General features: G+C 59.9%; 22 protein-coding genes. 14 read left to right on the top strand and 8 right to left on the bottom strand.

The window, feature by feature from the left end:
- Window positions 1-26: 26 nt before the first annotated feature.
- Complete coding sequence (locus KVG87_RS08380; protein WP_217850176.1) at window positions 27-425, bottom strand: hypothetical protein; 399 nt, start codon at window positions 423-425, stop codon at window positions 27-29.
- 371 nt (window positions 426-796) lie between these two features.
- Here KVG87_RS08380 and KVG87_RS08375 point away from each other — a divergent pair, with 371 nt between their 5' ends.
- Window positions 797-1,780, top strand: a complete 984-nt coding sequence (locus KVG87_RS08375) for an AraC family transcriptional regulator (protein ID WP_217850175.1) — start codon at window positions 797-799, stop codon at window positions 1,778-1,780.
- A gap of 165 nt (window positions 1,781-1,945) precedes the next feature.
- Window positions 1,946-3,073 (top strand): mechanosensitive ion channel family protein, encoded by a 1,128-nt coding sequence (locus KVG87_RS08370; protein WP_217850174.1) that lies wholly within the window; start codon window positions 1,946-1,948, stop codon window positions 3,071-3,073.
- A 36-nt stretch (window positions 3,074-3,109) separates the two neighbouring features.
- On the opposite strand, the gene KVG87_RS08365 is transcribed toward KVG87_RS08370, so the two are convergent.
- The gene (locus KVG87_RS08365; protein ID WP_217850173.1) at window positions 3,110-5,029 is read right to left on the bottom strand and encodes a tyrosine-protein phosphatase; all 1,920 of its coding nucleotides are present in this window, start codon (window positions 5,027-5,029) and stop codon (window positions 3,110-3,112) included.
- 338 nt (window positions 5,030-5,367) lie between these two features.
- On the opposite strand from KVG87_RS08365, the gene KVG87_RS08360 reads away from it, so the two are divergent.
- The 3 genes from KVG87_RS08360 to KVG87_RS08350 all read left to right on the top strand — a co-directional run bounded on the left by KVG87_RS08360 (window position 5,368) and on the right by KVG87_RS08350 (window position 8,334).
- Window positions 5,368-6,906 (top strand): methyltransferase regulatory domain-containing protein, encoded by a 1,539-nt coding sequence (locus KVG87_RS08360; RefSeq protein ID WP_217850172.1) that lies wholly within the window; start codon window positions 5,368-5,370, stop codon window positions 6,904-6,906.
- A gap of 281 nt (window positions 6,907-7,187) precedes the next feature.
- Window positions 7,188-8,069 (top strand): manganese catalase family protein, encoded by an 882-nt coding sequence (locus tag KVG87_RS08355; RefSeq protein ID WP_217850169.1) that lies wholly within the window; start codon window positions 7,188-7,190, stop codon window positions 8,067-8,069.
- A 52-nt stretch (window positions 8,070-8,121) separates the two neighbouring features.
- Complete coding sequence (locus KVG87_RS08350) at window positions 8,122-8,334, top strand: hypothetical protein (protein WP_217850167.1); 213 nt, start codon at window positions 8,122-8,124, stop codon at window positions 8,332-8,334.
- A gap of 73 nt (window positions 8,335-8,407) precedes the next feature.
- On the opposite strand, the gene KVG87_RS08345 is transcribed toward KVG87_RS08350, so the two are convergent.
- Window positions 8,408-8,839, bottom strand: a complete 432-nt coding sequence (locus tag KVG87_RS08345; protein ID WP_122692058.1) for an HhH-GDP family DNA glycosylase — start codon at window positions 8,837-8,839, stop codon at window positions 8,408-8,410.
- A 160-nt stretch (window positions 8,840-8,999) separates the two neighbouring features.
- Between KVG87_RS08345 and KVG87_RS08340 the strand changes: the two genes are divergently transcribed.
- On the top strand, window positions 9,000-10,571 hold the full coding sequence (locus KVG87_RS08340; RefSeq protein ID WP_217850164.1) for a sensor domain-containing diguanylate cyclase: 1,572 nt from the start codon (window positions 9,000-9,002) through the stop codon (window positions 10,569-10,571).
- Window positions 10,572-10,581: 10 nt separating this feature from the next.
- Here the strand turns inward: KVG87_RS08340 and KVG87_RS08335 are convergent, their stop codons facing one another.
- Complete coding sequence (locus tag KVG87_RS08335) at window positions 10,582-11,676, bottom strand: GNAT family N-acetyltransferase/peptidase C39 family protein (RefSeq protein WP_217850162.1); 1,095 nt, start codon at window positions 11,674-11,676, stop codon at window positions 10,582-10,584.
- 94 nt (window positions 11,677-11,770) lie between these two features.
- On the opposite strand from KVG87_RS08335, the gene KVG87_RS08330 reads away from it, so the two are divergent.
- Window positions 11,771-13,351: a RimK family ATP-grasp domain-containing protein gene (locus KVG87_RS08330; RefSeq protein ID WP_071171957.1), complete on the top strand. Its 1,581-nt coding sequence runs from the start codon at window positions 11,771-11,773 to the stop codon at window positions 13,349-13,351.
- Between the two features lie 3 nt (window positions 13,352-13,354).
- Window positions 13,355-14,266: a magnesium transporter CorA family protein gene (locus KVG87_RS08325; RefSeq protein WP_217850160.1), complete on the top strand. Its 912-nt coding sequence runs from the start codon at window positions 13,355-13,357 to the stop codon at window positions 14,264-14,266.
- A 42-nt stretch (window positions 14,267-14,308) separates the two neighbouring features.
- Here KVG87_RS08325 and KVG87_RS08320 read toward each other — a convergent pair whose 3' ends face one another.
- The gene (locus KVG87_RS08320) at window positions 14,309-14,575 is read right to left on the bottom strand and encodes a hypothetical protein (RefSeq protein WP_038861562.1); all 267 of its coding nucleotides are present in this window, start codon (window positions 14,573-14,575) and stop codon (window positions 14,309-14,311) included.
- A 133-nt stretch (window positions 14,576-14,708) separates the two neighbouring features.
- On the opposite strand from KVG87_RS08320, the gene tspO reads away from it, so the two are divergent.
- From tspO to KVG87_RS08305, 3 genes are all read left to right on the top strand, one after another.
- Window positions 14,709-15,152: a tryptophan-rich sensory protein TspO gene (gene tspO / locus KVG87_RS08315; protein WP_041480509.1), complete on the top strand. Its 444-nt coding sequence runs from the start codon at window positions 14,709-14,711 to the stop codon at window positions 15,150-15,152.
- Window positions 15,149-16,132, top strand: a complete 984-nt coding sequence (locus KVG87_RS08310; protein ID WP_217850157.1) for an alpha/beta hydrolase fold domain-containing protein — start codon at window positions 15,149-15,151, stop codon at window positions 16,130-16,132. Before tspO ends, KVG87_RS08310 begins: the two co-directional genes overlap by 4 nt.
- 221 nt (window positions 16,133-16,353) lie before the next feature.
- Entirely contained in the window at window positions 16,354-16,605 is a 252-nt protein-coding gene (locus KVG87_RS08305; protein ID WP_217850155.1) for a DUF2790 domain-containing protein, read from the top strand.
- Between the two features lie 69 nt (window positions 16,606-16,674).
- Here KVG87_RS08305 and KVG87_RS08300 read toward each other — a convergent pair whose 3' ends face one another.
- The gene (locus KVG87_RS08300) at window positions 16,675-17,601 is read right to left on the bottom strand and encodes a LysR family transcriptional regulator (protein ID WP_041480513.1); all 927 of its coding nucleotides are present in this window, start codon (window positions 17,599-17,601) and stop codon (window positions 16,675-16,677) included.
- Between the two features lie 211 nt (window positions 17,602-17,812).
- Here KVG87_RS08300 and KVG87_RS08295 point away from each other — a divergent pair, with 211 nt between their 5' ends.
- From KVG87_RS08295 to KVG87_RS08285, 3 genes are read left to right on the top strand one after another with little or no spacing between them, the layout of a single operon-like run.
- Window positions 17,813-19,249, top strand: a complete 1,437-nt coding sequence (locus KVG87_RS08295) for an NAD-dependent succinate-semialdehyde dehydrogenase (protein WP_136493588.1) — start codon at window positions 17,813-17,815, stop codon at window positions 19,247-19,249.
- A 10-nt stretch (window positions 19,250-19,259) separates the two neighbouring features.
- Window positions 19,260-19,592 (top strand): carboxymuconolactone decarboxylase family protein, encoded by a 333-nt coding sequence (locus KVG87_RS08290; protein ID WP_217850152.1) that lies wholly within the window; start codon window positions 19,260-19,262, stop codon window positions 19,590-19,592.
- A 1-nt stretch (window position 19,593) separates the two neighbouring features.
- Entirely contained in the window at window positions 19,594-20,595 is a 1,002-nt protein-coding gene (locus KVG87_RS08285) for an NAD(P)H-quinone oxidoreductase (protein WP_217850151.1), read from the top strand.
- 59 nt (window positions 20,596-20,654) lie between these two features.
- On the opposite strand, the gene KVG87_RS08280 is transcribed toward KVG87_RS08285, so the two are convergent.
- The gene (locus tag KVG87_RS08280; protein WP_016774346.1) at window positions 20,655-21,047 is read right to left on the bottom strand and encodes a carboxymuconolactone decarboxylase family protein; all 393 of its coding nucleotides are present in this window, start codon (window positions 21,045-21,047) and stop codon (window positions 20,655-20,657) included.
- A gap of 70 nt (window positions 21,048-21,117) precedes the next feature.
- Entirely contained in the window at window positions 21,118-21,504 is a 387-nt protein-coding gene (locus KVG87_RS08275) for a MerR family transcriptional regulator (RefSeq protein ID WP_056784936.1), read from the bottom strand.
- Window positions 21,505-21,633: the final 129 nt, after the last annotated feature.

Genomic DNA, 21,633 nt, shown 5'->3' with positions numbered 1-21,633 from the left:
TACCCGCTCTCAAAATGATGTCCGCTCTAGTTGGCGATAAATTTGTTGTGGGTTTTATTCGTCGTACTGTCAACGAACCAAATCGAGCCCCCGTCTGTTAAAACCCTGCTGCATTCCTTACCGTATTTTTGATAGGCAACGCAGATCACATCCCCCGTAATCACCCAACTTCCTGACTGCATGGACTCGCTGGAGATCTGAATTTGTGCAGTTCCGTCAGCGTTTAATACTTGAGAGAAAGGATAACCAGTGGACGTTACGCTGGAATATTTTCGGCCTATGACCGTAGTTTTTATTTCGCTGCCCGTTAGCTGCTTTGCGGTCGCCGGCGCGTCCGCATGGGCGTCGAGCGCAGCTTGATTACCGGACGAAGCGCAGCCAATCATAAATAGCATGGCAACCGCACAAAAAAGGAGCTTTTGCATAACTATCACCTTTTCGCTTATTGAAGCGCTATAGAAGTACCGGACTTATATTAGACACGGAACGGATCGACAATATATTCGATTACTATAAAGCCAATAGCACTCCCACCTATCCACCCCCAAACTGTAAAGCAATCGGACACAATTCGATTTAGTTCGGTAGCGTCGCCGCCATTCAATTTTGCGAACTCACACTATTTAACTTAACTATGTAGTGCTGGCGCCCAATTGGCGATTTCCGCCCATAGCGAGCCATCAGAAATGACCGCTGAAGTCGAAAGCAAACGATGCTCCAAAGCCTTGTCACCAGACAGTCACGCCAATTTCCTAATCTTCATCCCTCCCGTCGCCCCAAGAGCCCGCATTCCAAAATGCCGCCCATCACCGCCACCTGCCCACCCCGCCAAAAGATCATCCTGCGCTCCGACAACCTCACCTCTTCCGACTTCGGCGCCCTGTTCTCCAGACTCTTTGGCAACCGCTACGCCGATACTCCGCCGCCGCCCTCCAACATCATCATCGGCGGTGTCTACGGGCGGCACGACGGGGTGAGTTTCCGGCGCATGCATTACCACGGCGACTTCAGCGTCGCCCTCCCCGATCCGCAGAACGAAATCACTTTCGTCATCCCCACCGCCGGCAAGATCGTTTTCAACCACGTCACTGAATCCATTGGCATGGCGCACATCGGTCTGGCGATCGACAAGGCGGATATCCGTTCGATGCGCTTTGTTGATGATCACGCGCACCACGGGATTTCGATCAATCGTCAGCAGCTCACCGAGCGGTTGTCGGCGCTGCTGGAGAAACCGGTCGTGCAGAAGATCGTGTTTGAGCCACGCGTGGATCTGAATACCCCGGCATTTCAGGGCCTCAAGGCGTTGATCGATCTGGCCACGGGCACTGAGTTCGATGCCTTGATCAACAGCGGCACGCTGATGCCGTCACGGTTGCGCGAGATGTTGATCGATGCGGTGCTGGAGGCGTGGCCGCACAATTTCACCGAGGCATTACGGCGGCCGGCGCCGTGTGTGGCGCCGCGACATGTGAAGGTGGCGATGGAGTTTATTCAGGCGCATCCGCAGCAGTTGGTCAGTGGCGTGGACCTGGCGCGGTTGAGCCATGTCAGCCAGCGCGCCTTGCAGGAAGGTTTTCGGCGTTTTGTCGGGATGTCGATCGTGGCGTATCAGCGGCAGGTGCGTTTGCAGCGCGCCTATGAAGCGTTGGTGCGCGGGCATGCAAGCTCTGTGACGGAGGTGGCGTTGAGCTTTGGCTTCAGTAATGTCGGGCGCTTTTGTCAGTATTTTCAAAGCGCTTACGGCGTAAGCCCAGCGGAGTTGAAGGCCAGGCGTTGACCATTCGGTCCGGTTAAACCTGCATTTGATTGAACAGCAGGAATCTCAGGGCGACTAACCCAGACAGGTCGTTTGACGGCACCACCGATTCAAGCGGCGTTTACCTGGCTGCGACCGACGGTGCGTTTCTGCGCGCGTCGGTGCAGGCTTCGCAAGGGGGTTTCCATGACCGAGGATTTCATCGGCTTTTTCACGGCTCACACGATTTTAGGAATTTCATTGGCGAACTGGGTCTTGGCGTTGCTCGCCGCAACGCTCAGTTATCTGCTGACCACCACGGCGATCCGCTTCGTTTTCCGCAAGGTGCAGGCGCGGGCCACTGCCGGCAATGGGCATCTGACGTACATGGCCAGCGAAGTGCTGGCGGCGACCAGCACCACGTTGCTGCTATTGGCGTCGATTCTGGTCGGTATCGGTTTGCTGGACTTGCCGGAGCGCTGGCTCGGGCGGGTCAGCAGTTTATGGTTTGTGGTGGCGGCGTTGCAGGTCGGCCTGTGGACCAACCGCGCGCTGGCGCTGGGGTTGCATCGCTATTTTTCGCGGCATAACGCGACCGGCTCTTTTCAGGCGAGCGCATTGGCGACCTTAAGCCTGTGGGGCGTCAAGGTGTTGCTGTGGGCGGTGATTCTGCTGGCGATGCTGTCGAATCTGGGCGTCAACATCACTGCGTTCGTCGCCAGCCTCGGTGTCGGCGGTATCGCGGTGGCGCTGGCGGTGCAGAACATTCTCGGCGACGTGTTCGCCTCGCTGTCGATTGCCGTCGACAAGCCGTTTGAGGTGGGTGATTTCATCGTCGTCGGCACGCTGGCCGGTACGGTCGAGCACGTCGGCCTGAAGACCACGCGCATCCGCAGTCTCGGCGGTGAGCAGATTGTCATGGCCAACGCCGACATGATCGGCAGCACCATTCAGAACTACAAACGCTTGCAGGAGCGTCGAGTGGTGTTCGAGTTTCGTCTGACTTACGAGTGCACCAGCGAACAGATCCGCCAGATCACTCAACGCGTTGAAAGCATCATCAAGAACGAAAAACAGGCCCGCTTCGACCGCTGCCATTTCCGCAGTTTTGGTGAAAGCGCGCTGGAATTCGAGACGGTATATATCGTTCTGGACGCCAGCTACAACGTCTACATGGACGTCCAGCAACGCATCAATCTGGCAATCATGGAAGCGGTGGCCGAGCTGGACGCGACGTTCGCCTTCCCGGCGCGCACCGTGCATGTCGCCTCGCTGCCCGAACCCACCGCGCCACCGGCACGCACACAGCAACCTTCGCGTGCGCAGCATGCTTGAGCGCAAGAGCCCGGCAACCTGCCGGGCTCGCTGTGTTCAAAACGCGTAACTGGCTTTCAGTCCGCCATTGAAACCATGGCTGTCACCGCCACCGTTGGCCCCGACCTCAGCGCCCACACTCAGGGCGCCGAGGTTGGCCATCAAGTTGACGCCGCCGCTGAACTGATCGCGGTTGTCGAACGCCGCGCGCTGCTCGATATCCAGCCCCAGCAGGTGGCCTTCGCTGTCGACTTGCTGATCGCCGAGCGCACGTTCATAGCCCACGCGAACGCCCGGGACCAACTGCCACGCACCCACGGCCATCGGGGCAAATGACACGTCGAGATTGGCCACCGCGCTGCGGCGGGTCTGCTTGATGCCATCGACGTCGAGCGCCAGCTCACTGCCCTTCTCTTTGAAACCTTGCAAGTCCAGATGACTGACGCGAAAGCCCAGGCTCGGTTCGACAATCACGCTGCTCAGCGGCAGGCGATAGCCCAACGCCACGGTCGCGCCAGTGAGATTGCCGTGAGTGTCGCCCTTGGCAGTGCCGAGACCACCGCCGAGCTCGCGTTTGCTGTCGTAGTCGACGTAACCGGCGCTGGCGTTGGCATCGACAAACATGCCGCGCTCAAGGCTGGTGAGGCCGTAACGCGCACCGAGGTTGAGGAAGGTGAAGTCAGTATCGGCCTCGCCACCCGCGCCGCCCACGCTGCCCTTGCTGTAGCCAAAGCCGCCGCGTGCGCTGAGTTGTTCGCTGAAGCGCTGGGTAATGCCGAGCATCAGGCCCTGGCTGTGTTCGTTGCTGCTCTCGGCATGGGCCGAGCCGTCCGTGCCGAGGTAGCCGGCAAGCGCGGTGGTCCAGAGGCGGTATTGGCCGATCTTCAGATCGCTGCCGCTGGCGAACGGTGCGGCGGCTTGTTCGATCATCGCGTTCTGCCGCAGCAGGTAGCTGGCCGCATCAGCGTGAACCTGACCGCCGACTTGAGATTCGACACCGCCCAGACTGCCGGCGTCGATCGCCGATTGCAGGTAGTAGTTGTAGGCGCTGTAGGTGCCGGACAGCTCGGAGTTCTGCAACTGCCGCAGCAATTCGGCACCAGCGGCGGCATTGCCGATCAGCCCGGCCTGCCCCGGCAAGCTGCTGTACTCGACCAGTTTGCCGCGCAGTACGTAAATGGTTTCCTGGGACAGACCGAGGCCCTGCTTGAGGTAGTTGTCCATGCTGCCGTACTCGGCGGCGACCTGGTCGAGACCGGCCTGCAAGTAACTGGCCTGCACGCCGAGCAGCGGCTCGTAGACAGCGGCCATGCTCGGCGGCAGCGCTTTCAAGGTCGCGGCGACACGGGCGGCGGTGTAGTCGTTGGTCGCCAGATAATTGGCCATGATCGTCGCCTCATCGACGCCAGCGATGCTCTGCAACACGGCGGCGGTCCAGCCAGTGCGGTCCTTGCCGGCGGTGCAGTGGAACAGCTGCGCGGCGTCGACACTGGCCAGCTCATTGAACAACTGGCCGAACTGCCCGCGCATGCCGGCATCGCTGACGAAAGCGCGGTTGGTGTCCTCCATCATCGCCACCGCTTCGGCGGCGCTGTGGAACGCGATATTGGTGATGTCCGCACCCGAGGTGGTGCTGCCGATGATGTCGATATTGCGATAGGTCGCGCCCGTGATCATCGTGTCGGGCGTAGCGGCGATTTCACTGGAAGTGCGCAGGTCGTAAATGGTTTTGATGCCGAGACCATTGAGTGTCGCCAGATCCGCCGCCGACGGCGTCAATGCGTTGGAGCGGTAGAACACGCCGCTGCGCATAACGCCGTCGTGGGCGGTGGAGTAGGCAGTGGTGATGCCGGCGATGTCGCGAAAGTTGTCGATGCCGGACAAGCGCGGCGTGTCGAGGGTGACAGGCTCGGCCGCGTGGGCAGCGGCGATGGACAGGCTCAGAACGGACAGCGAACACAGAAGACGTTGGAACACAGTGCAGCCTCATGAAATCAGCGTTGGGCTGGTTACTATGGGCAGGCGAGTGGGAGGGAATATGACAGTTTCGGCAGGCGACAAAATGCCTGCGCGAATGGGCCGTGGGGTGCGTGATCGGTCCAACAATCCTGCTTGAATGTGTTGAAGATCCCTGTGGCAGCGAGCCTGCTCATGAAAGCGGCGTGTCAGCCGATTATATTCAAACTGAAAAAAAGCTTTCGCGAGCAGGCTCGCTCCCACAGGGTTTGGGGAAGTATCCGTTTTTTCAATTTGTCGCGCACAATCACAACCCCTTATAAGACTGCCATCACTTTCAAGAACAAGAGGCTGTACCCATGAGCAACGCCTGGAACGAAGGTTATTTCACCGACGAAGGCTACACCTACAGCTATAGCCGGGAGATCAATCCGGTGTTCCTGCGTTACTGCCTGTTGTTGCGCGGGTTCGCCACGCTGGAAAGCAACGACGGCGTGCACTGCGAACTGGGCTTCGGTCAGGGCGTGTCGATCAACATCCATGCCACCGCCAACCCGGGTTCGTTTGTCGGTACCGACTTTCACCCGGGTATGGCGGCCCATGCCATCGAACTCGCGACTGCCGCCAACAATGGCGCGCGTCTGTATGACGACAGCTTCGAACAGCTGCTGGCGCGCAATGATCTGCCGCAGTTCGACAGCATCAGCCTGCATGGCATCTGGACCTGGGTCAGCCGCGACAATCAGAAACTGATCGTCGAATTCGCCCGCCGTCACCTTAAACCGGGCGGCATGCTCTACGTCAGCTACAACTGCTTCCCCGGCTGGTCGCCGTCGGCGCCGCTGCGCAATCTGTTCAGCCTGCATGACCGCTTTGCCAATGCCTCGTCGCGCTCCGACCAGCGCATCGACGCCGCGCTGCAATTTTCCGAAGCACTGCTCGCGGCCAATCCGAAGTATGCCGCTGCGGCGCCGAGTCTCGGCGCGCGGCTGCAGAGCATCAAGGGTCAGGATCGTCACTACGTCGCCCACGAGTATTTCAACCGCGACTGGAACTGCATGTACTTCGCCGACATGGTCGACGCGCTGGCCCCGGCCAAGCTCGACTACGCCACCACGGCAGTGCCGCTGGATTCGGTCGCCCCGCTCAACCTGAGCGCTGAAGGCATGGACTTTCTGGAAACCATCGAACATCCGATCATGCGCGAGCAAGCGCGGGACTACTTCGTCAACCAGCACTTCCGCCGCGACCTGTACGTACGTGGCGCGACCCGCCTGTCCGCTGCCGAACGCCGGGCGAGGATGCTGCACAGCCGTTTCGTGCTGCTGCAACCCTGGGAAACCGTGGCGGGTTCGGTCACCGGTCCTGCCGGCGAAGCGACCCTGCAAGCGGAAATCTACGGCCCGGTGCTCGATGCCTTGGCGGCGCAAAACTATGCGGCCAAATCCATGCGCCAATTACTGTCCGAGACTGCGCTGGCTTACGACGACCTCGAACAAGCCCTGGCCGTGCTGATCGGTATGGGCGCGGTCGCTCCGTGCCAGAGCGAGGCCGCCGAGTCGCAGGTCAGCGGTCGCTGCGCCGCGCTCAATCTGCAACTGTGCAAACGCTCGCTGTACGGCGCCAACATCCAGACCCTGGCCAGCCCCGTCACTGGCGGTGGCGTGACGGTCAGCCGCTTCCAGCAGCTGTTCCTGATCTCGATCAAGCAAGGCAAACAGCAGCCAGCCGAGTGGGCGCAACTGGCGTGGAGTGTGATCAGCGAACAAGGTGAAGTGCTGGTAGAGAACGGCCAGCCGCTGCTCACTGCCGAAGCCAATATCGCCGCGCTGACCGCACAGGCGCAGGTCTTCGCCGAGCAGACGCTGCCTGTGCTGAGGGCGCTTAAAATCGCTTGATTGCAAACGAACCAAGGTGGGAGCGAGCCTGCTCGCGAAAGCGCTGGATCAGCCGCCTAATCGGTGACTGACGTACCGCATTCGCGAGCAGGCTCGCTCCCACACTGGTCGTAGATCCGGGTCAAGCCAACCGTCCTGTTTCCGGAACTTTCCGCCCTCTGCCGTCCGTCCAGCCGGCCTGCAATAAACGAAATTTCCGCTCCACCCACTCCTCACAAACTATGCATGCGCTAACGCCCACCAGGGCAAAAGCGCGATAGCCTGGTCTGAGGAAAATTTGAATGTTCATACATAACAAGCGACTTCAGTACACCGTCCGAGTGGCGGAGCCCAACCCTGGTCTGGCCAATCTGCTGTTGGAACAATTCGGGGGCGCCAATGGCGAACTGGCCGCAGCAGCGCGCTATTTCACCCAAGCCTTGGCCGAGGAAGATCCGGGGCGCAAAGACCTTCTGCTGGACATTGCCACCGAAGAATTGAGCCATCTGGAGGTGGTCGGCTCGATCATCGTCATGCTCAACAGAGGTGCCAAGGGTCAACTCGCCGAGGGCGTTCAAGAGGAAGGCGAGCTGTACCGCGCGCTGAATGGCGCCGGCAATGACTCGCACATCACCAGCCTGCTTTACGGCGCAGGCGCGCCGCTGGTCAATTCGGCCGGGGTGCCGTGGACGGCGGCTTACGTTGACTCGATCACTGAGCCTACCGCCGACTTCCGCTCCAACATTGCCGCCGAAGCACGGGCAAAAATCCTCTACGAACGCTTGATCAACATCACCGATGATCCGGGCGTCAAAGAGGCGCTCGGCTTCTTGATGACGCGGGAAATCGCCCATCAACAGTCCTTCGAAAAAGCCCTGCATTCGATCCAGCCGAACTTCCCGCAGGGCAAACTGCCGGGCATGCCGGAGTTCACCAACAAGTACTTCAATATGTCTGGCGAGCCCAACGTTCGTGGTCCGTGGAACGAGGGCGGCGCGTGGGAGTATGTGGAAAACCCAGAGCCTGCGGTGGACGGCGGCGATGGTCTGGCGACCGTCACCCTTCCGGCTGAGGACCAACAAGTGCTGGAGGCGATGAAGATCCGCACGGCGTCTGACCCACTCAGCGAGCCGGTGACCGGTGCTGATCTGGGCTCGGGTTACGTGCAAGGCAAAGATGTCTGAACCCCGTTCGGCGGCCCCGGATCGGGGTCGCCACTTGCTCAAGGAAAACCACATGAAAAGCAGCAAAGTCCTGGCACTGACCTCTGAACATTTTCAACGTCTGATGGAGCACGCATACGCCGGTTTTGAGCTCGACTGCAAACAGGCCTGTCGAGGATTGAAAGTCAGCATGGCGGTGAATGTATTTGGCTTGGGCACCCTGCTGCCGAATAATTTCGCCGATGAAGCCACAGTCCAGCAAGCGGAGGTGGCAGCCATCCATTGACCGCGAACTCGCGGGAAGACTTGCTGCTCTGTGAGCCGAGTGTTGCCACCGTCTTCAATGCAGAACCGGGCGTTCAGAAAAGTACCGCCGCCGCTTCCCTCATGAAGATCTCAACGGTCTTCGGCCCTATCCCCTCGAACTCGGACAGGCGCTTCTCCAGCGCCTTACGGTCCGCGCTCGCCGCCACGATGTTACCGACCTTACCGGCGTACTCGCTGTTGAGCTTGTTGGCCAATGCGAGCAGTCGCGACGCCGTGCTTTCATCGTAACGAACGTAACGCGCCTGCCCGAGCATCGACACCAGTTGACGGTGCGTACACTGCGCGAGCTTTTGCGGGGTGTCTTGGTGATGCTGCTCTACTATGACTTGATACGCCTTGGCGGCAATGGCCCCCTGAATTCTTTTGCCCATCAGAAAACTCGCCAGCAACCATTTGAACAGGCCGGTTTCGTTGGCATTGCGCAGGTCGATGTTCAAGTCACCGGCGGTGATGATTTCGCTCACAAGTCTCACCTCAAGGCGCGCTTCAATTACAGATGTTGACCCGGCACGGCTTTGAACGATCCAATCGCGACAGCCTGGCCAAGGCAGTAAATTGAATTCCAGGTGGAAAAGGATGGTCATCTTTCAAGAGATGAGAGATGACAAGCATAAGGACCCTCAAATGCTCGGTCGTAAGATGCCCAAAACCAAGGGGCATGACGCCGCAGAAACCGCTCCCATCAAAGCTGCCAGCGAGATCGCCGCTTTCCGCCTGACAGTCATCTTCATGCTGACGGTCATTCTGGCGTTTCTCGGCGTGGAGGGATGGCGAACCTGGCGTGACTATCATGCAGCCTTCTCGTCGGCGCGTGATTCGGTCACCAACCTCGCGCGGGCAACTGCGCAACACGCCGAAGACGCCATCCGCCAGGTCGATGTGCTGACCGCCGCCCTGGGCGAGCGCGTCGAAGGTGATGGCTTGCAAAACATCGACGTAGCGCGCATCCACAACTTGCTGGTGCAGCAGGCCAAATTGATGCCGCAGTTGCATGGACTGTTTATCTACGGCCCGGACGGCAAATGGATCGTCACCGACAAGGAAATGATCCCGGACCCGGCGAACAATGCCGATCGCGACTACTTCCAATATCACCGCGCCAACACCGATCGAAACGTGCGTATCGGTGATGTCGTCAAAAGCAAATCCACAGACGACCTGATCATCCCGATTTCCCGCCGCCTGAATAACCCGGACGGCTCCTTCGCCGGCGTGCTGCTTGGCACCATCAAGGTCAGCTACTTCGTCGACTATTACGGCGATTTCAAGATCGACGACAAGGGTGCACTGGTGCTGGCGCTGCGCAACGGCACCATCCTCGTGCGGCGTCCCTTCATCGCTTCGGTCATCGGTCAGAGCCTCGCCGACAGTGAGGTGTTCAAAAACTACCTGCCGTTTTCCAATCAAGGGATCGCCGAGGTCCGAGCCGTCGTCGACGGCACCCAGCGTCTTTACGGTTACAGAGCTTTGAGCACCTATCCGTTGGTGGTCGAAACCGGCCTTTCCCGCGAATCGATCATTGCGCCGTGGCGCTGGGACCTGATCAAAACCGGTTTTGTGTTGATGTCGGTAATCACGGCGTTCACGGTCTTCGGGTTGATTGTGTTGAGGCAACTGCGCCAACGGATGGTGATGGAAAAGGATCTGCGCCGGGCACATCAGGCCATGAAGGACATGGCCTTGACCGACAGCCTGACCGGGCTGGCCAACCGTCGGCGGCTGGACACTGCTTTGGTCGAGGAAATTCGTTTGGCCAGACGGCAAGGTTCGTCGATCTCACTGATCATGATCGACGTTGATCACTTCAAACTCTACAACGACAGCTATGGGCACGCGGCAGGTGATGATTGCCTGAGCGCCGTCGGCCAGGCCATTGCGCAAGCGGTAAAGCGACCGGGTGATCTCGCCGTGCGTTATGGCGGCGAGGAGTTTTCCGTGTTGCTGCCCAACACCGATATTCGCGGGGCGGCGCTTGTGGCTGAGGAAATTCTTGAGGCCATTCGATCCTTACGGATGGAGCACAGAGCCCATCCGCTGGGTCACGTCACCGCCAGTGCAGGTATTGCGGTTGGCAAACCCGCCGAACATGAAGTGAGCCCCGCCACTCTTATCGAGTCGGCTGACAAAATGCTTTATGCCGCGAAGCAGAAAGGCAGGGATCGCTGCTGTATCGGCGAGGAAGTGCTCGGCGCCTAGCCACCCCTCCTCAACGGGAGCGCAGCATCACGGCTGCGCGAACCCGCTGGACGCCAAACACCGTCATGCGCAGAAATTCCTGGTGACTGACCGGCAAGTGCTGGCAGTCCAGGCCGCGCTTGAGTTTGCTGTGGTCAACATCAGGATCGTGCAAGTAGACGAAATCCTCGTCACACCCGGTGATGATGACCCAATGCGGCGCTTTCAAGCGGGTGAATCGGTAGCTGCTGATCAGCACCAGCGGTTTGTATCCGGCCGCCAACGCAGCGCCGATCTGCAGATAATCACCCAGCACCTGCTCGACTCGCGTGGCAGCCAGTTCCTGGGCGAACCCATCCTCGACCAGTTTCATGATCGACTTCTTCTCCATGCTGCGTACGCCGTGAAGAAAAAGCGAGCCCGCGTGACTGACTTCCAGGCGCACATCGAAACCGCGCCGCCAGGCCGCCAATGCCAGGCCCTGAGGACTGCAGCCACCGTGCCCCGCCGTCATGAAAATGGTGGTTGCCTCGCGCCACAGCTGGATTTCCTCCGCTCGGGTCATGGCACGGGTCGGATCGATGGCAGACATGGCCATCAGCAGGCACGCAGCGCCGCAGGTGAACTCGGTGGTTTGCTGGTAATACGGCACTTGGCGCGCGGGTGCTGGTGTTTCGCGCAGGATGCGTTTCTCGTAGCGCAACGCCTCGCAGTGGTCTTCGTAGTAGTCCTCGACGCTGGCAAAGCGCTGATAGCCATTGGCTTCGTAGAGGCGAATGGCAGCGCTGTTGCCAGCGCGCACCTCCAGGCGCAGCCATGCGCAGTTGCGCGCCAATGCGCAGGCCTGTGCCTCTTCCAACAGACGCTGGCCAAGCTCATGCCCGCGCCAGGCGGGGCTGACCGCAATCGAATACAGGCGTCCAAGTGAGGTGCCACGGTGAAAAAGCACCAACGCGTAACCGCAAAGTGTTGCGCCCGAGGTGACGACAATCAGCGCGGCATTCGCTCGACTGAGCATCCAGCTGAAGTTGCGCTGATTCAACCGGTCGAGGGTAAAACACATCCGCTCCAATTCGACCAGATCGTCGATATCGTCAGTGGATGCAAAGCGAAAATCAAAAGACATGACCGCACCGTAAAGTTTGAGTAACGAACCGGGACAGACCGAAAGGCCCGTGATTTATTGAAGCGGCGTCTTCTTCAACAGGGATTCATTACTCATGTCAGCGGTGCAAGCCAACGTGAACGAAGTATTAGACAAAACCGAGCATTCGACAATCTCCCTCAGCGAGGAACCTCCCAGTATCAAGCCCTCGGGAAGTCGATTGCTCATACTGGTCGAACGCAAGGATGACTGGGCCGATTACCTGCCCAGCGAGAGCCTGATGCTCGCTCAGGATTACCTTGAACACAGCGATGATTTTCCTCATCGCACCCAGGTCATCAACCTTTGCCGCAATTACAAATACCTCGGTCAGGGCTATTACTGCTCATTGCTGGCCGAAGCGCGCGGACACAAGGTTTTCCCCTCGGTACGCACCGTCAGCGAGCTGGCGCGCAAAGCGCTTTACGGGGTCGGGCTGAATGATCTGCAACGCACCCTGGAGCGGGCGCTGGCCAACCACCCGTACGGCGAAACCGAGGCCTTCACGCTATCGCTGTACTTCGGCAAGGCCTCGATCGAGCCGCTGCAAGAGATCGGCCGTCAGCTGTTCGAGGCGTTCCCCTGCCCTATCCTGCTGGTGGAATTCCGCCGTGGTGAGAGCTGGCAGATCGCAGGCATCAAAGCCGGTGCACTGCACAAACTTCGCGACGAACAGCAGCATGTCTTCGCCGACGCACTGGATGCCTTCAATCGCAGAACGTGGCGTCAGCCGGCCTCCAAACGTGTGGCCCGCTACGACCTGGCCATCCTGCATGATCCTGACGAAGCCCTGCCGCCGTCTAACCCCGAGGCATTGCAGCGCTTCATCGCTGCGGGCGAGCAGCTGGGTATCGATGTCGAATTGATCGAGAAAAAGGACTACGCGCGTCTTGCTGAATTCGACGCGCTGTTCATCCGGGAAACCACGCGAGTGGATGATCACACCTATCGGTTTGCCAAGAAGGCTGAAAGCGAAGGCCTCGTGGTGATTGACGATCCGTCGTCGATCCTGCGCTGCACCAACAAGGTCTATCTGGCCGACCTGCTCAAGCGTCGCGGGCTGGGCATGCCGGCAACGGAAATACTCTACAAGGATCGTCCGCAGGAACTCGAAAACGCAGGGCGTCGCCTAGGTTTCCCGTTGGTACTGAAAATCCCCGATGGCTGCTTTTCACGCGGTGTGATCAAGGTCGCCGATGCACAAGCGCTGGCCACTGCCGCGCAGGAGTTATTCGAACACTCGGTGTTGCTGCTGGCGCAAGAGTATTGCTACACCGAATACGATTGGCGCGTCGGCGTGCTCAATGGCGAAGCGCTGTATGCCTGCCGATACTTCATGTCCAAGGGGCATTGGCAGATTTACAACCACAAGGCGCTGCCCGGCGAGATCAACGGAATGTGCGAGGCGGTGCCCGTCGAGCAAGCTCCGCCCGCAGTCGTGCAGCTCGCCGTACAGACTGCCCGGCTGATTGGCGACGGCCTCTACGGCGTCGACCTCAAGCAGGCGGGCGATCGGGTCCTGGTGATCGAAGTGAACGACAACCCCAACCTCGATGCGGGTATCGAAGACGCGGTACTGGGCGACGAACTTTATCGGCGCGTGCTGCAAGCGTTCACGCAAAGGCTCGAGCTCAAACACCGTGGCCAAGCGTGGTGAGCAATGATTGAAGGCTATTGCATTGACTGCGGCGCCCTGCACAGGACATCTGGAGAACAGGCGACTGTCTGGCTGTGTGTCGCCCCGGACGCAGCCGAGCAACTGGATTTGCACAGACGCCTGGGCATTGGCGCACAAGCGATAGAGTCGTCGCTGGACCCTGATGAAGTGGCCCGCATCGAGGTCAAGCCAGATCACCTGTTTATGATCTGGAAGCGCCCGGAAAGCTTCGACGGGCGCGCATTCAACGTTTCGTCCTTCGGAGTGGTGCTGAGCGAAAAACGCTTGGTGGTTATTTGCGCGAGCAACTCGCTGCTTTCGGGGTTGGAGCACGATGCGCAAATGACCGGGCCGCTGGACGTGCTGATGGCGTTACTCGCAGAAAGCGTTCACCACTATCTCGGGCATTTGCGCGTGGTCAAACAGATCGCTCGGGAGATCCAACAGCAATTCACCCGGGCGATGGACAATCAGCAATTGGCGCAGATGTACAACCTGAGCGAAAGCCTCGTGTACTACGTCAACGCGATTCAAAGTAACGGAGCGGTGCTGACGCTGCTGCGCAACCACGGTCAGCGTCAGGGCTTCAGCGACGGTCAACTGGCTGCGCTGAACGATCTGATCGTGGAAAACGAACAAAGCTTTCAGCAGGCCAGAATTCACGCCAAGGTGTTCGCCAACCTGATCGAGTCGCATGGCAACCTTGCCAACAACAGCATGAACCGCGCGCTGCGCAAGCTGACGCTGATCAACGTCGTATTCCTTCCCTTGAACCTGATCGCCAGCATCGGTGGCATGTCGGAGTTCAGCATGATGACGTCCGGCGTTCCATGGTGGATGTCTTTTCCCGTGATGATCGCCTGCATGGGCCTCGTGGGCGCGGGGATGGTGCTGGTATTGCGGCGCATGGCCTGAATCCAGAGCACATTCTGCTAACGCCTGCGCCGCATCCGAAGGTCAATTGGTCCGGCTGACCACTCGGATATGTGTAATCCCTACCCGCTCGGCCTGCTCGAGAATCTGCTCTGGCGTCGAATCCGCCGTGGGCATGACCAGGCTGTTTTCGGCATCGCCCAGATGCAGTTCGAGCAGATGCATCGCCGCGTCGTGCTCGGCCAGTTGCGCTTCCTTGAGTTCGAGCAGATAAGTACGAGGCTCGCCATTGAAACGGTATTCGATGTGATAGGTGTACATGATGTCGTCCGCGTCGGTGGGAAAAGGCACTGTTTATCCTGACGCAGCGGTCAGCTTTTAGTTCAACCTGACTGCCAAATTGCATTTGCGAACAAACTTTTTGCGCAGCGAAGCGTCCTCTTCTTAACTCTCCACAACAGCTGATCACAGCTAAGGACTGGCAATGACCTTTTTCATCTTCCTCTTGGCCTGCGCAGCGGCGGCAACCACTGGCGTGATGTTCAAACCCGGCCCGTGGTACGAATCGCTGACCAAACCCTCCTTCACCCCGCCCAACTGGGCCTTTCCCGTAGCGTGGACGATCATCTACCTGCTGCTGGCCTGGGCCGGTTATCGCCTGAGCCTGATCCCCGGCAGCCAAACGGTGCTGGCCCTGTGGGCCGCGCAAATCGCCCTGAACACGCTGTGGACGCCGGTGTTCTTCGGCGCGCATCAGGTGCTGGCGGCGCTGGTGATTCTGGCGGTGCTGTGGGTGGTGGTCGCGGTGATGGTCGTGCTCGCACTGCAACTGGACGTGGTCACCGGGCTGATTCTGTTCCCGTATCTGGCGTGGCTGTGCGTCGCGGCAGCATTGAACTGCTCGATCCTGATGAAGAATCGCCTGTGAGCGACTTCCCATGGCCGCAAGGCGAGCGCGAACTGGCGCAGGTTCGCGCGTTCAACAAAAAGCTCGCCTGGCTGCCGCGTTTCAAGATCCGCAATCGCCTTACCCCGAGGTTGATTCAGGCGTTGCTGCGGGCGGGTCAGCTCGGCGGCGACGGCAAGCTACGCCAGCATGGGCTGACCGCCGAACGCAAGATCATCGACACGGTGCCCGTGCGCATCATCCGCCCCAAGGGCAAAGCCAGAGGCGTGGTGCTGGATTTCCATGGTGGCGGCTGGGTGATCGGCAATGCGCAGATGAACGACAACTTCAACATCGCCATCGTCAACACCTGCGACGTGGCGGTGGTGTCGGTTGATTATCGGCTGGCCGTGGCGACGCCGATCGAGGGCTTGCTGGAAGACTGTCTACGCGCCACTCGCGGCATCTTGAACGATGCTGAATTTGCCGGCTTGCCCGTAGTCGTCGTCGGTGAATCGGCCGGCGGTCATCTGGCGGCGGCCACCCTGCTCGCCCTCAAATCTTCGCCGCAACTGCTGCAACGGATCTGCGGCGCGCTGCTGTATTACGGCGTCTACGACCTGACCGGCACGCCCAGCGTTCGCACCGCACCCGCCGATACTCTGGTGCTCGATGGCCCCGGCATGGTCGAAGCGTTGCGCCTGCTCACGCCGGACATCAGCGACGCACAACGACGCCAGCCACCGCTGTCGCCGCTGTACGGCAATTTCAGCGGACTGCCACCAGCGCTGCTGTTTGCCGGCGACCTCGATCCGCTGCTGGATGACACGCGGCTCATCGCCGAGTGCTGGCAACACGCGGCGCCGGTGGAGATGTACGTGCTGCCGGAGTGTCCGCATGGCTTCATCCACTTCCCCACCGCCACTGCAGACCATGTGCTGGCTTACAGCAGGCAGTGGATTTCGGCACGAGTGGCAAGCTACTCAGCGAAATCCGCCGAAATCAGCCCAGTGCTTTCGTAGCTGCCGATTGCATGGCGAGCCTTAAAAAACCGAGACAAACAAAAGGCGCCCTCACCGGCGCCTTTTTTGTTTGCGCTGAACCCTGCGCGATCGTTCACCCCATGCCGATTGTGGCTCAAACCGTAAACAGTCTTTACCCAATCCGCGCCTGTTTCCCCCGCCAGCCGCCGCATAGAGTTCGTTCCAGCAACACACTCAACTTCAGCAAAGGAACATCCTCCATGAAAGTATCAATGCTCGTCCTCGCACTCTTCGGCTTCAGCTCGGTGGTCATGGCTCAGGACTCGACTACCACGCCACCCATCGAGCAATACACCTACGCCAGTCACCTCGACGTCGCCAAAATCATCTCGGAAGACCCCGTGCCGGACGTCTGCGCCGTAGTGCCGGTGCACATGACTTATCAGGACTCCCAAGGCAAACAGCACATCCTGCAATACGAGGTCATGGGCAGCGGTTGCAGCAACGGCTGATCCGGCCAATACCTCGCACACCTATTGCGTCTCAGAGTTGGCTCGCTGAGACGCAAATGCTTTACCGCTTCAATCGATAAGCGCCTGAGCAGTGCTCGCCAACTGCGCGCCGACCCGGGTTTTCAAGGTATCGATGAATCGCGTGATCTTCGCATCGACAAACTGGCGAGACGTGTAGACCGCGTAAACATTGCGCTCGTAGGTGTGGTAATCGGGCAGCACCCGCACCAGCCTGCCGGTACGCAAATCGTCGATCGCCGTGAAGCCTGCCAACAGACCAATCCCCGCCCCTTCGCGAATGGCAACGGCCATTGCGTCCATATCGTTCACGCTGAAACTCGGCCCGCTCGGAATGAACGTCGCATCGCCGGCCTTGCTTTTGAGCTGCCATTCATCGCGCACGTAATCCACGGTACCGAGCAGCAGGCATTGATGATCGCAAAGCTGCTCCGGCGTTTCGGGTGCGCCATGCCGCGCCAGGTATTGCGGGGAGGCCACCAGTACACAGTGACTGACGCCGATCTTCTGGCTGACATACGCCGAATCCGGCAGCGTTCGCGCGATCAGAATGGACACGTCCAACTGATCCTCAAGCAGATTGGGCATGCGTTGGGAGAGCATCAAATCGACGGTCACTTCGGGAAACGCCTGGCGATATTCCAGCACCGCGCCGGTCACCAGTTGCCGCGCCAGTCCGGGCACGCAGTGCACGCGTAACGTCCCTCGTGGTTGCAAGGCGGCATTGCTCGCCTCGGCTTCGGCGCTTTCCAGGTCAGCGAGAATCTTCACGCAGCGTTCATAAAACCGCCGGCCCGCGTCGGTCACCGAGAGACGCCGGGTCGAGCGTTGCAACAGGCGGGTGTCGAGCACGTTTTCCAACGCCGAGACCGCACGCGATACGTTACCGACGGTGGAGTCGAGATGGTTGGCCACGGCAGTGAAACTGCCCATCTCGACTACCTTGATGTACACCGACATGTTTGAAAGTTTGTCCATCCTGATCGTCCTGTAGAACTGCCACTCACTGCGGATAAGCACGGATGCTACACGCTCGCCCCTGCGCTCGATATTACCTTCTGGGACAACAATGATTCCCTCGTGGCCGGCTAAATCAAACGGCACGCCTTCCATAGACTGGATTCCACGGGACGCCTGAACCACTGCGTACAAGGCGCCGAATGAATCCTTAACCATGAAGGCGACATCCATGAACACTCTTTACGATCCGCTCTATCTCTTCATCGGTGGTCAATGGCTCACCGCCCAAGACCGCGCTACCGCTGCCGTGGTCAACCCGGCAACCGGCGAGGAAATCGGTCAGGTGCCACTCGCCACCGCAGACGATCTGGATCACGCCCTCGAAGTCGCTCGACTGAGCTTCGACCAATGGCGCCAGACCGTGCCGGACCAGCGCGCAAAAATCCTCAAGCGCGCCGCCGACCTGATCCTCGAACGCGCCCCGCACATCGCTGCGCAGATGACACTGGAAGAAGGCAAGCCACTGCGCGAAAGCCTCGATGAAGTGACCCGTGCGGCGGAATATTTCGAGTGGTTCGCCGAAAGCGCACGACGCATCGACGGCCGTGTCGTCCCGGCCAATCGTCCGGGTGTACTGCAACTGGTCAAACGCCAGGCGATTGGCCCTGTGGCAGCGTTCACACCGTGGAATTTCCCGGCCATCACCCCGGCGCGCAAGCTCTCGGCAGCGCTGGCTGCCGGTTGCAGTGTGGTGCTCAAGCCTGGCGAGGAAAGCCCCTCCACCGCGCTGGCCCTGGCCCGGGCGCTGGACGATGCCGGCTTGCCCAAAGGCGTGCTGCAAGTGGTGTTCGGTGTGCCGGATCAAGTGTCCAGCCATTTGATTGCCTCACCGATCATTCGCAAAGTGACCTTCACCGGTTCGGTGCCGATCGGTCGGCTGCTCTCGGCCCGCGCTGCCGAAGGCGTCAAGCCGATCACTCTGGAACTGGGCGGCCACGGCCCGGTGCTGGTGTTTGCCGACGCCGACATCGAAAAGGCTGCTGTGGAAGGCGTCGCCAATCGCTTTCGCGGCACCGGTCAGGTGTGCATTTCCTCGACTCGTTTTCTTATCCAGCGTGAGGCCTACGCCGAGTTTGTCGAGCACTTCGTCGCGGCCACCCAGGCGTTGAAAATCGGCGACGGCATGGATCCGCAAACCCAGGTCGGCCCTCTGGCCAACCCACGGCAACTGGCGAAGATGGAGCAACTGATCGCCGACGCCGTCGAGAAAGGCGCGCGGGTGCTGGCCGGTGGCGAAGCGTTGCCGGGCGCAGGCTTCTTCTTTCAGCCCACCGTATTGGCCGATGTGCCGATGAGTGCGCGAATCATGCACGAAGAACCCTTTGGCCCCATCGCGATACTGATGCCTTTCGATGAGTTGAGCGACGGCCTGCAAGAAGCCAACCGCCTGCCCTACGGCCTCTCGGCCTACGCGTTCACTTCCAATGCGCGCACCGCAATCGACGTGGCCGATGGCCTGGAAGCCGGAATGATCGGCATCAACCAGTACCGTATCGTCGCCACTGAGTTGCCGTTCGGCGGTATGAAGGAAAGCGGCCACGGTTCCGAAGGCGGCATCGAAGGCATAGAGCACTATCTCACCAACAAATTCATCAGCCAGGTTTAAGGGGATTTCCATGTCGACTATCGATTTCAGCAGCCCACGCGAAGCCGCCCGCGCCTTCACCCCGAAACTGGCGCAATTCGTGGACTCAACGCTGTACCCGCAGATCTGGAGCGACCCCGCCTTGTCACCCCGCGAGCGCAGTCTGATCACTGTCGCTGCGCTGATTGCCGGCGGCCACTGCGAAGAGTTGCCCGCGCACCTGCGCCGTGCCGTCGGCAATGGCGTGAGCCATGAAGAGTTGTCGGCGGCGATCACGCACCTGGCCTTTTACGTCGGTTTCCCGGGCGCCATCACCGCCTCGGCCATCGCCAATGCCACGCTTGCCGACACGGAGCAACGCTGAGATGAAAGCCATCAACCTGAAAGCATTCGGTTCGGCAGAAGTGCTGCAACTCGGCGAAGCGCCCAACCCTGAAGTACGCCCGACCGACCTGCTGGTGCGGGTCTATGCGGCCGGCGTGAACCGTGCCGACCTGACCCACCGAACCGGCGGCTACGGCCATGCGAACTTCGGCGACTCGTTGATCATCGGTCTGGAGATTGCCGGGGAAGTGCTCGAGACCGGCAGCGAGGTCAGCGGATTCGCCGTCGGCGACCGGGTGATGGGCGTGGTCGGCGGCGGCGCCTACGCCGAACTGGCGCGCATCGACTACCGCATGGCCATGCCGATTCCGGCGCAGCTCGACTATGTGCACGCCGCGGCGATTCCCGAAGTGTTCGTCACCGCCCACGAAGCGATGCTGCACCTGGCCCGACTCAAGTCAGGCGACTCAGTGCTGATCCATGCCGCCGCCGGTGGCGTCGGCTCCGCTGCCGTGCAACTGGCCTACGCCACCGGCGCCACGGTGTACGCGACCACCGAAGGCAGCAAGCTTTCGCGCGTCGAACACCTGGGCGCCGACGTGGCCATCGATTACAAGACCGAGGATTTCGCCGCAGTCATCGCCGACAAAACCCAAGGGCGCGGCGTCGATGTGATCATTGATTTCATCGGCGCGCCCTACTTCGCGCGCAACATAGCCTCGCTGGCCCACGGTGGTCGCCTGGTGCAGGTCGGCATTCTTGGCGGCGGCGGCAAGGTCGACGTGGAGCTGGAGCACATCCTCTACCGACATCTGCAAATCATCGGCACGGTGATGAAGTCGCGCACCCAGCCGGAGAAGCACGCGATGATCCAGCGCTTTCGCGACCACTGGCTGAAACGCTTCGCCGGCGCTGCGAGTCTGGAACCGGTGGTGGACAGCACCTTCCCGCTGTCCCGCGCAGCCGATGCCCATCGGCGGATGGAGTCTTCGCAGAATGTCGGGAAGATTATTCTGACGATGCAGGCCGAGGATTTGCGTTAAGGCAGGTCGATCAAATCTGGCCTTGCACCGTCCTGTTGCAAGGTCAGCGGCCAGCGCACTCAAGATTTAACACTGATCCCCCGAGCAGCAAAGACTTCACGCGCAGCCGTTATACCGTTCAAGGCGCTGGGAAATCCTGCGTATACGGTCATTTGCAAGATCACATCGACCACCGCCTCCGGTGTGCACCCGACGTTCAGGGCGCCGCCGATATGCACTTTCAGTTGTGGCTGGGCATTGCCCAGTGCGGTCAGTGCCGCAACGGTTGCCAGCTCACGAGTGCAGTGGTCGAGGCCGGGGCGGGCAAAAACATCGCCATAGGCAAAACTCAGAATCCAGTCCGCAAGCTCTGGAGCAGTATCCTTCAATGAATCAACCACTGCCTGGCCGGGTCCGCCAGTAATCTGCGTCAGAGCGGCTTCTCCGCGCGCTCGACGATCAGTCATCTCCACCGGCGCTGCGACACTGGTCACGCTTGCGCCAATCAATGTGGCGGACAGCAAACGATTGAGACCGGGAAGTTTACGGATCATGGTGATGCTCCTTTTGCTCGAGTTGGTGGTAGATCTGAATCTTGTTATCCAGAACCTCCAGGGACTGGCTCAACTGGCTGATCTGCGCTTGCACGTCCCGGCGATGCTGCTCGAGAAGCTCGCGGCGTTCTGCCAGGGTCGAGTCGCCTGATCGACGCAATTCGGCATACCGCAGCATTTGCTGGATCGGCATTCCGGTCGCCTTCAGCCGGAGCAGAAACTCGGCCCACAGCACATCCTTCTCGGCGTATACCCGGTGGCCATTGCCACCGCGCCCAACCGGGTCGAACAGCCCGATGCGCTCGTAATAGCGGATCGTGTGAGCGCTCAGATCAAGGCGCTTGGCCAACTGTGAAATTGTCAGTTCTGGATTCATGTCATCACCGTAAAGGTTTGAGCGCGCTCTAAGTCAATGGCTATTTTCCATCGAGCAGAATCAGGCAAATCGCCAACAGTATCCGCCTAACGCCGACACCGCCCTGCCCCCTAATCTGAACCCATGCAG

Origin of the sequence: Pseudomonas siliginis, assembly GCF_019145195.1 — a bacterium.
GTDB classification, from domain to species: Bacteria; Pseudomonadota; Gammaproteobacteria; order Pseudomonadales; family Pseudomonadaceae; genus Aquipseudomonas; species Aquipseudomonas siliginis.
Note: the sequence above shows the minus strand (reverse complement) of the source record. Positions and strands in the feature narration are given on the sequence as shown.

Bases quoted from the DNA above. Each gene is read 5' to 3' on its own strand.
- KVG87_RS08380 (WP_217850176.1), bottom strand. From the start codon at position 425: ATGCAAAAGCTCCTTTTTTGTGCGGTTGCCATGCTATTTATGATTGGC.
- KVG87_RS08375 (WP_217850175.1), top strand. From the start codon at position 797: ATGCCGCCCATCACCGCCACCTGCCCACCCCGCCAAAAGATCATCCTG.
- KVG87_RS08370 (WP_217850174.1), top strand. From the start codon at position 1,946: ATGACCGAGGATTTCATCGGCTTTTTCACGGCTCACACGATTTTAGGA.
- KVG87_RS08360 (WP_217850172.1), top strand. From the start codon at position 5,368: ATGAGCAACGCCTGGAACGAAGGTTATTTCACCGACGAAGGCTACACC.
- KVG87_RS08355 (WP_217850169.1), top strand. From the start codon at position 7,188: ATGTTCATACATAACAAGCGACTTCAGTACACCGTCCGAGTGGCGGAG.
- KVG87_RS08350 (WP_217850167.1), top strand. From the start codon at position 8,122: ATGAAAAGCAGCAAAGTCCTGGCACTGACCTCTGAACATTTTCAACGT.
- KVG87_RS08340 (WP_217850164.1), top strand. From the start codon at position 9,000: ATGCTCGGTCGTAAGATGCCCAAAACCAAGGGGCATGACGCCGCAGAA.
- KVG87_RS08335 (WP_217850162.1), bottom strand. From the start codon at position 11,676: ATGTCTTTTGATTTTCGCTTTGCATCCACTGACGATATCGACGATCTG.
- KVG87_RS08330 (WP_071171957.1), top strand. From the start codon at position 11,771: ATGTCAGCGGTGCAAGCCAACGTGAACGAAGTATTAGACAAAACCGAG.
- KVG87_RS08325 (WP_217850160.1), top strand. From the start codon at position 13,355: ATGATTGAAGGCTATTGCATTGACTGCGGCGCCCTGCACAGGACATCT.
- tspO (WP_041480509.1), top strand. From the start codon at position 14,709: ATGACCTTTTTCATCTTCCTCTTGGCCTGCGCAGCGGCGGCAACCACT.
- KVG87_RS08305 (WP_217850155.1), top strand. From the start codon at position 16,354: ATGAAAGTATCAATGCTCGTCCTCGCACTCTTCGGCTTCAGCTCGGTG.
- KVG87_RS08300 (WP_041480513.1), bottom strand. From the start codon at position 17,601: ATGGACAAACTTTCAAACATGTCGGTGTACATCAAGGTAGTCGAGATG.
- KVG87_RS08295 (WP_136493588.1), top strand. From the start codon at position 17,813: ATGAACACTCTTTACGATCCGCTCTATCTCTTCATCGGTGGTCAATGG.
- KVG87_RS08290 (WP_217850152.1), top strand. From the start codon at position 19,260: ATGTCGACTATCGATTTCAGCAGCCCACGCGAAGCCGCCCGCGCCTTC.
- KVG87_RS08285 (WP_217850151.1), top strand. From the start codon at position 19,594: ATGAAAGCCATCAACCTGAAAGCATTCGGTTCGGCAGAAGTGCTGCAA.
- KVG87_RS08275 (WP_056784936.1), bottom strand. From the start codon at position 21,504: ATGAATCCAGAACTGACAATTTCACAGTTGGCCAAGCGCCTTGATCTG.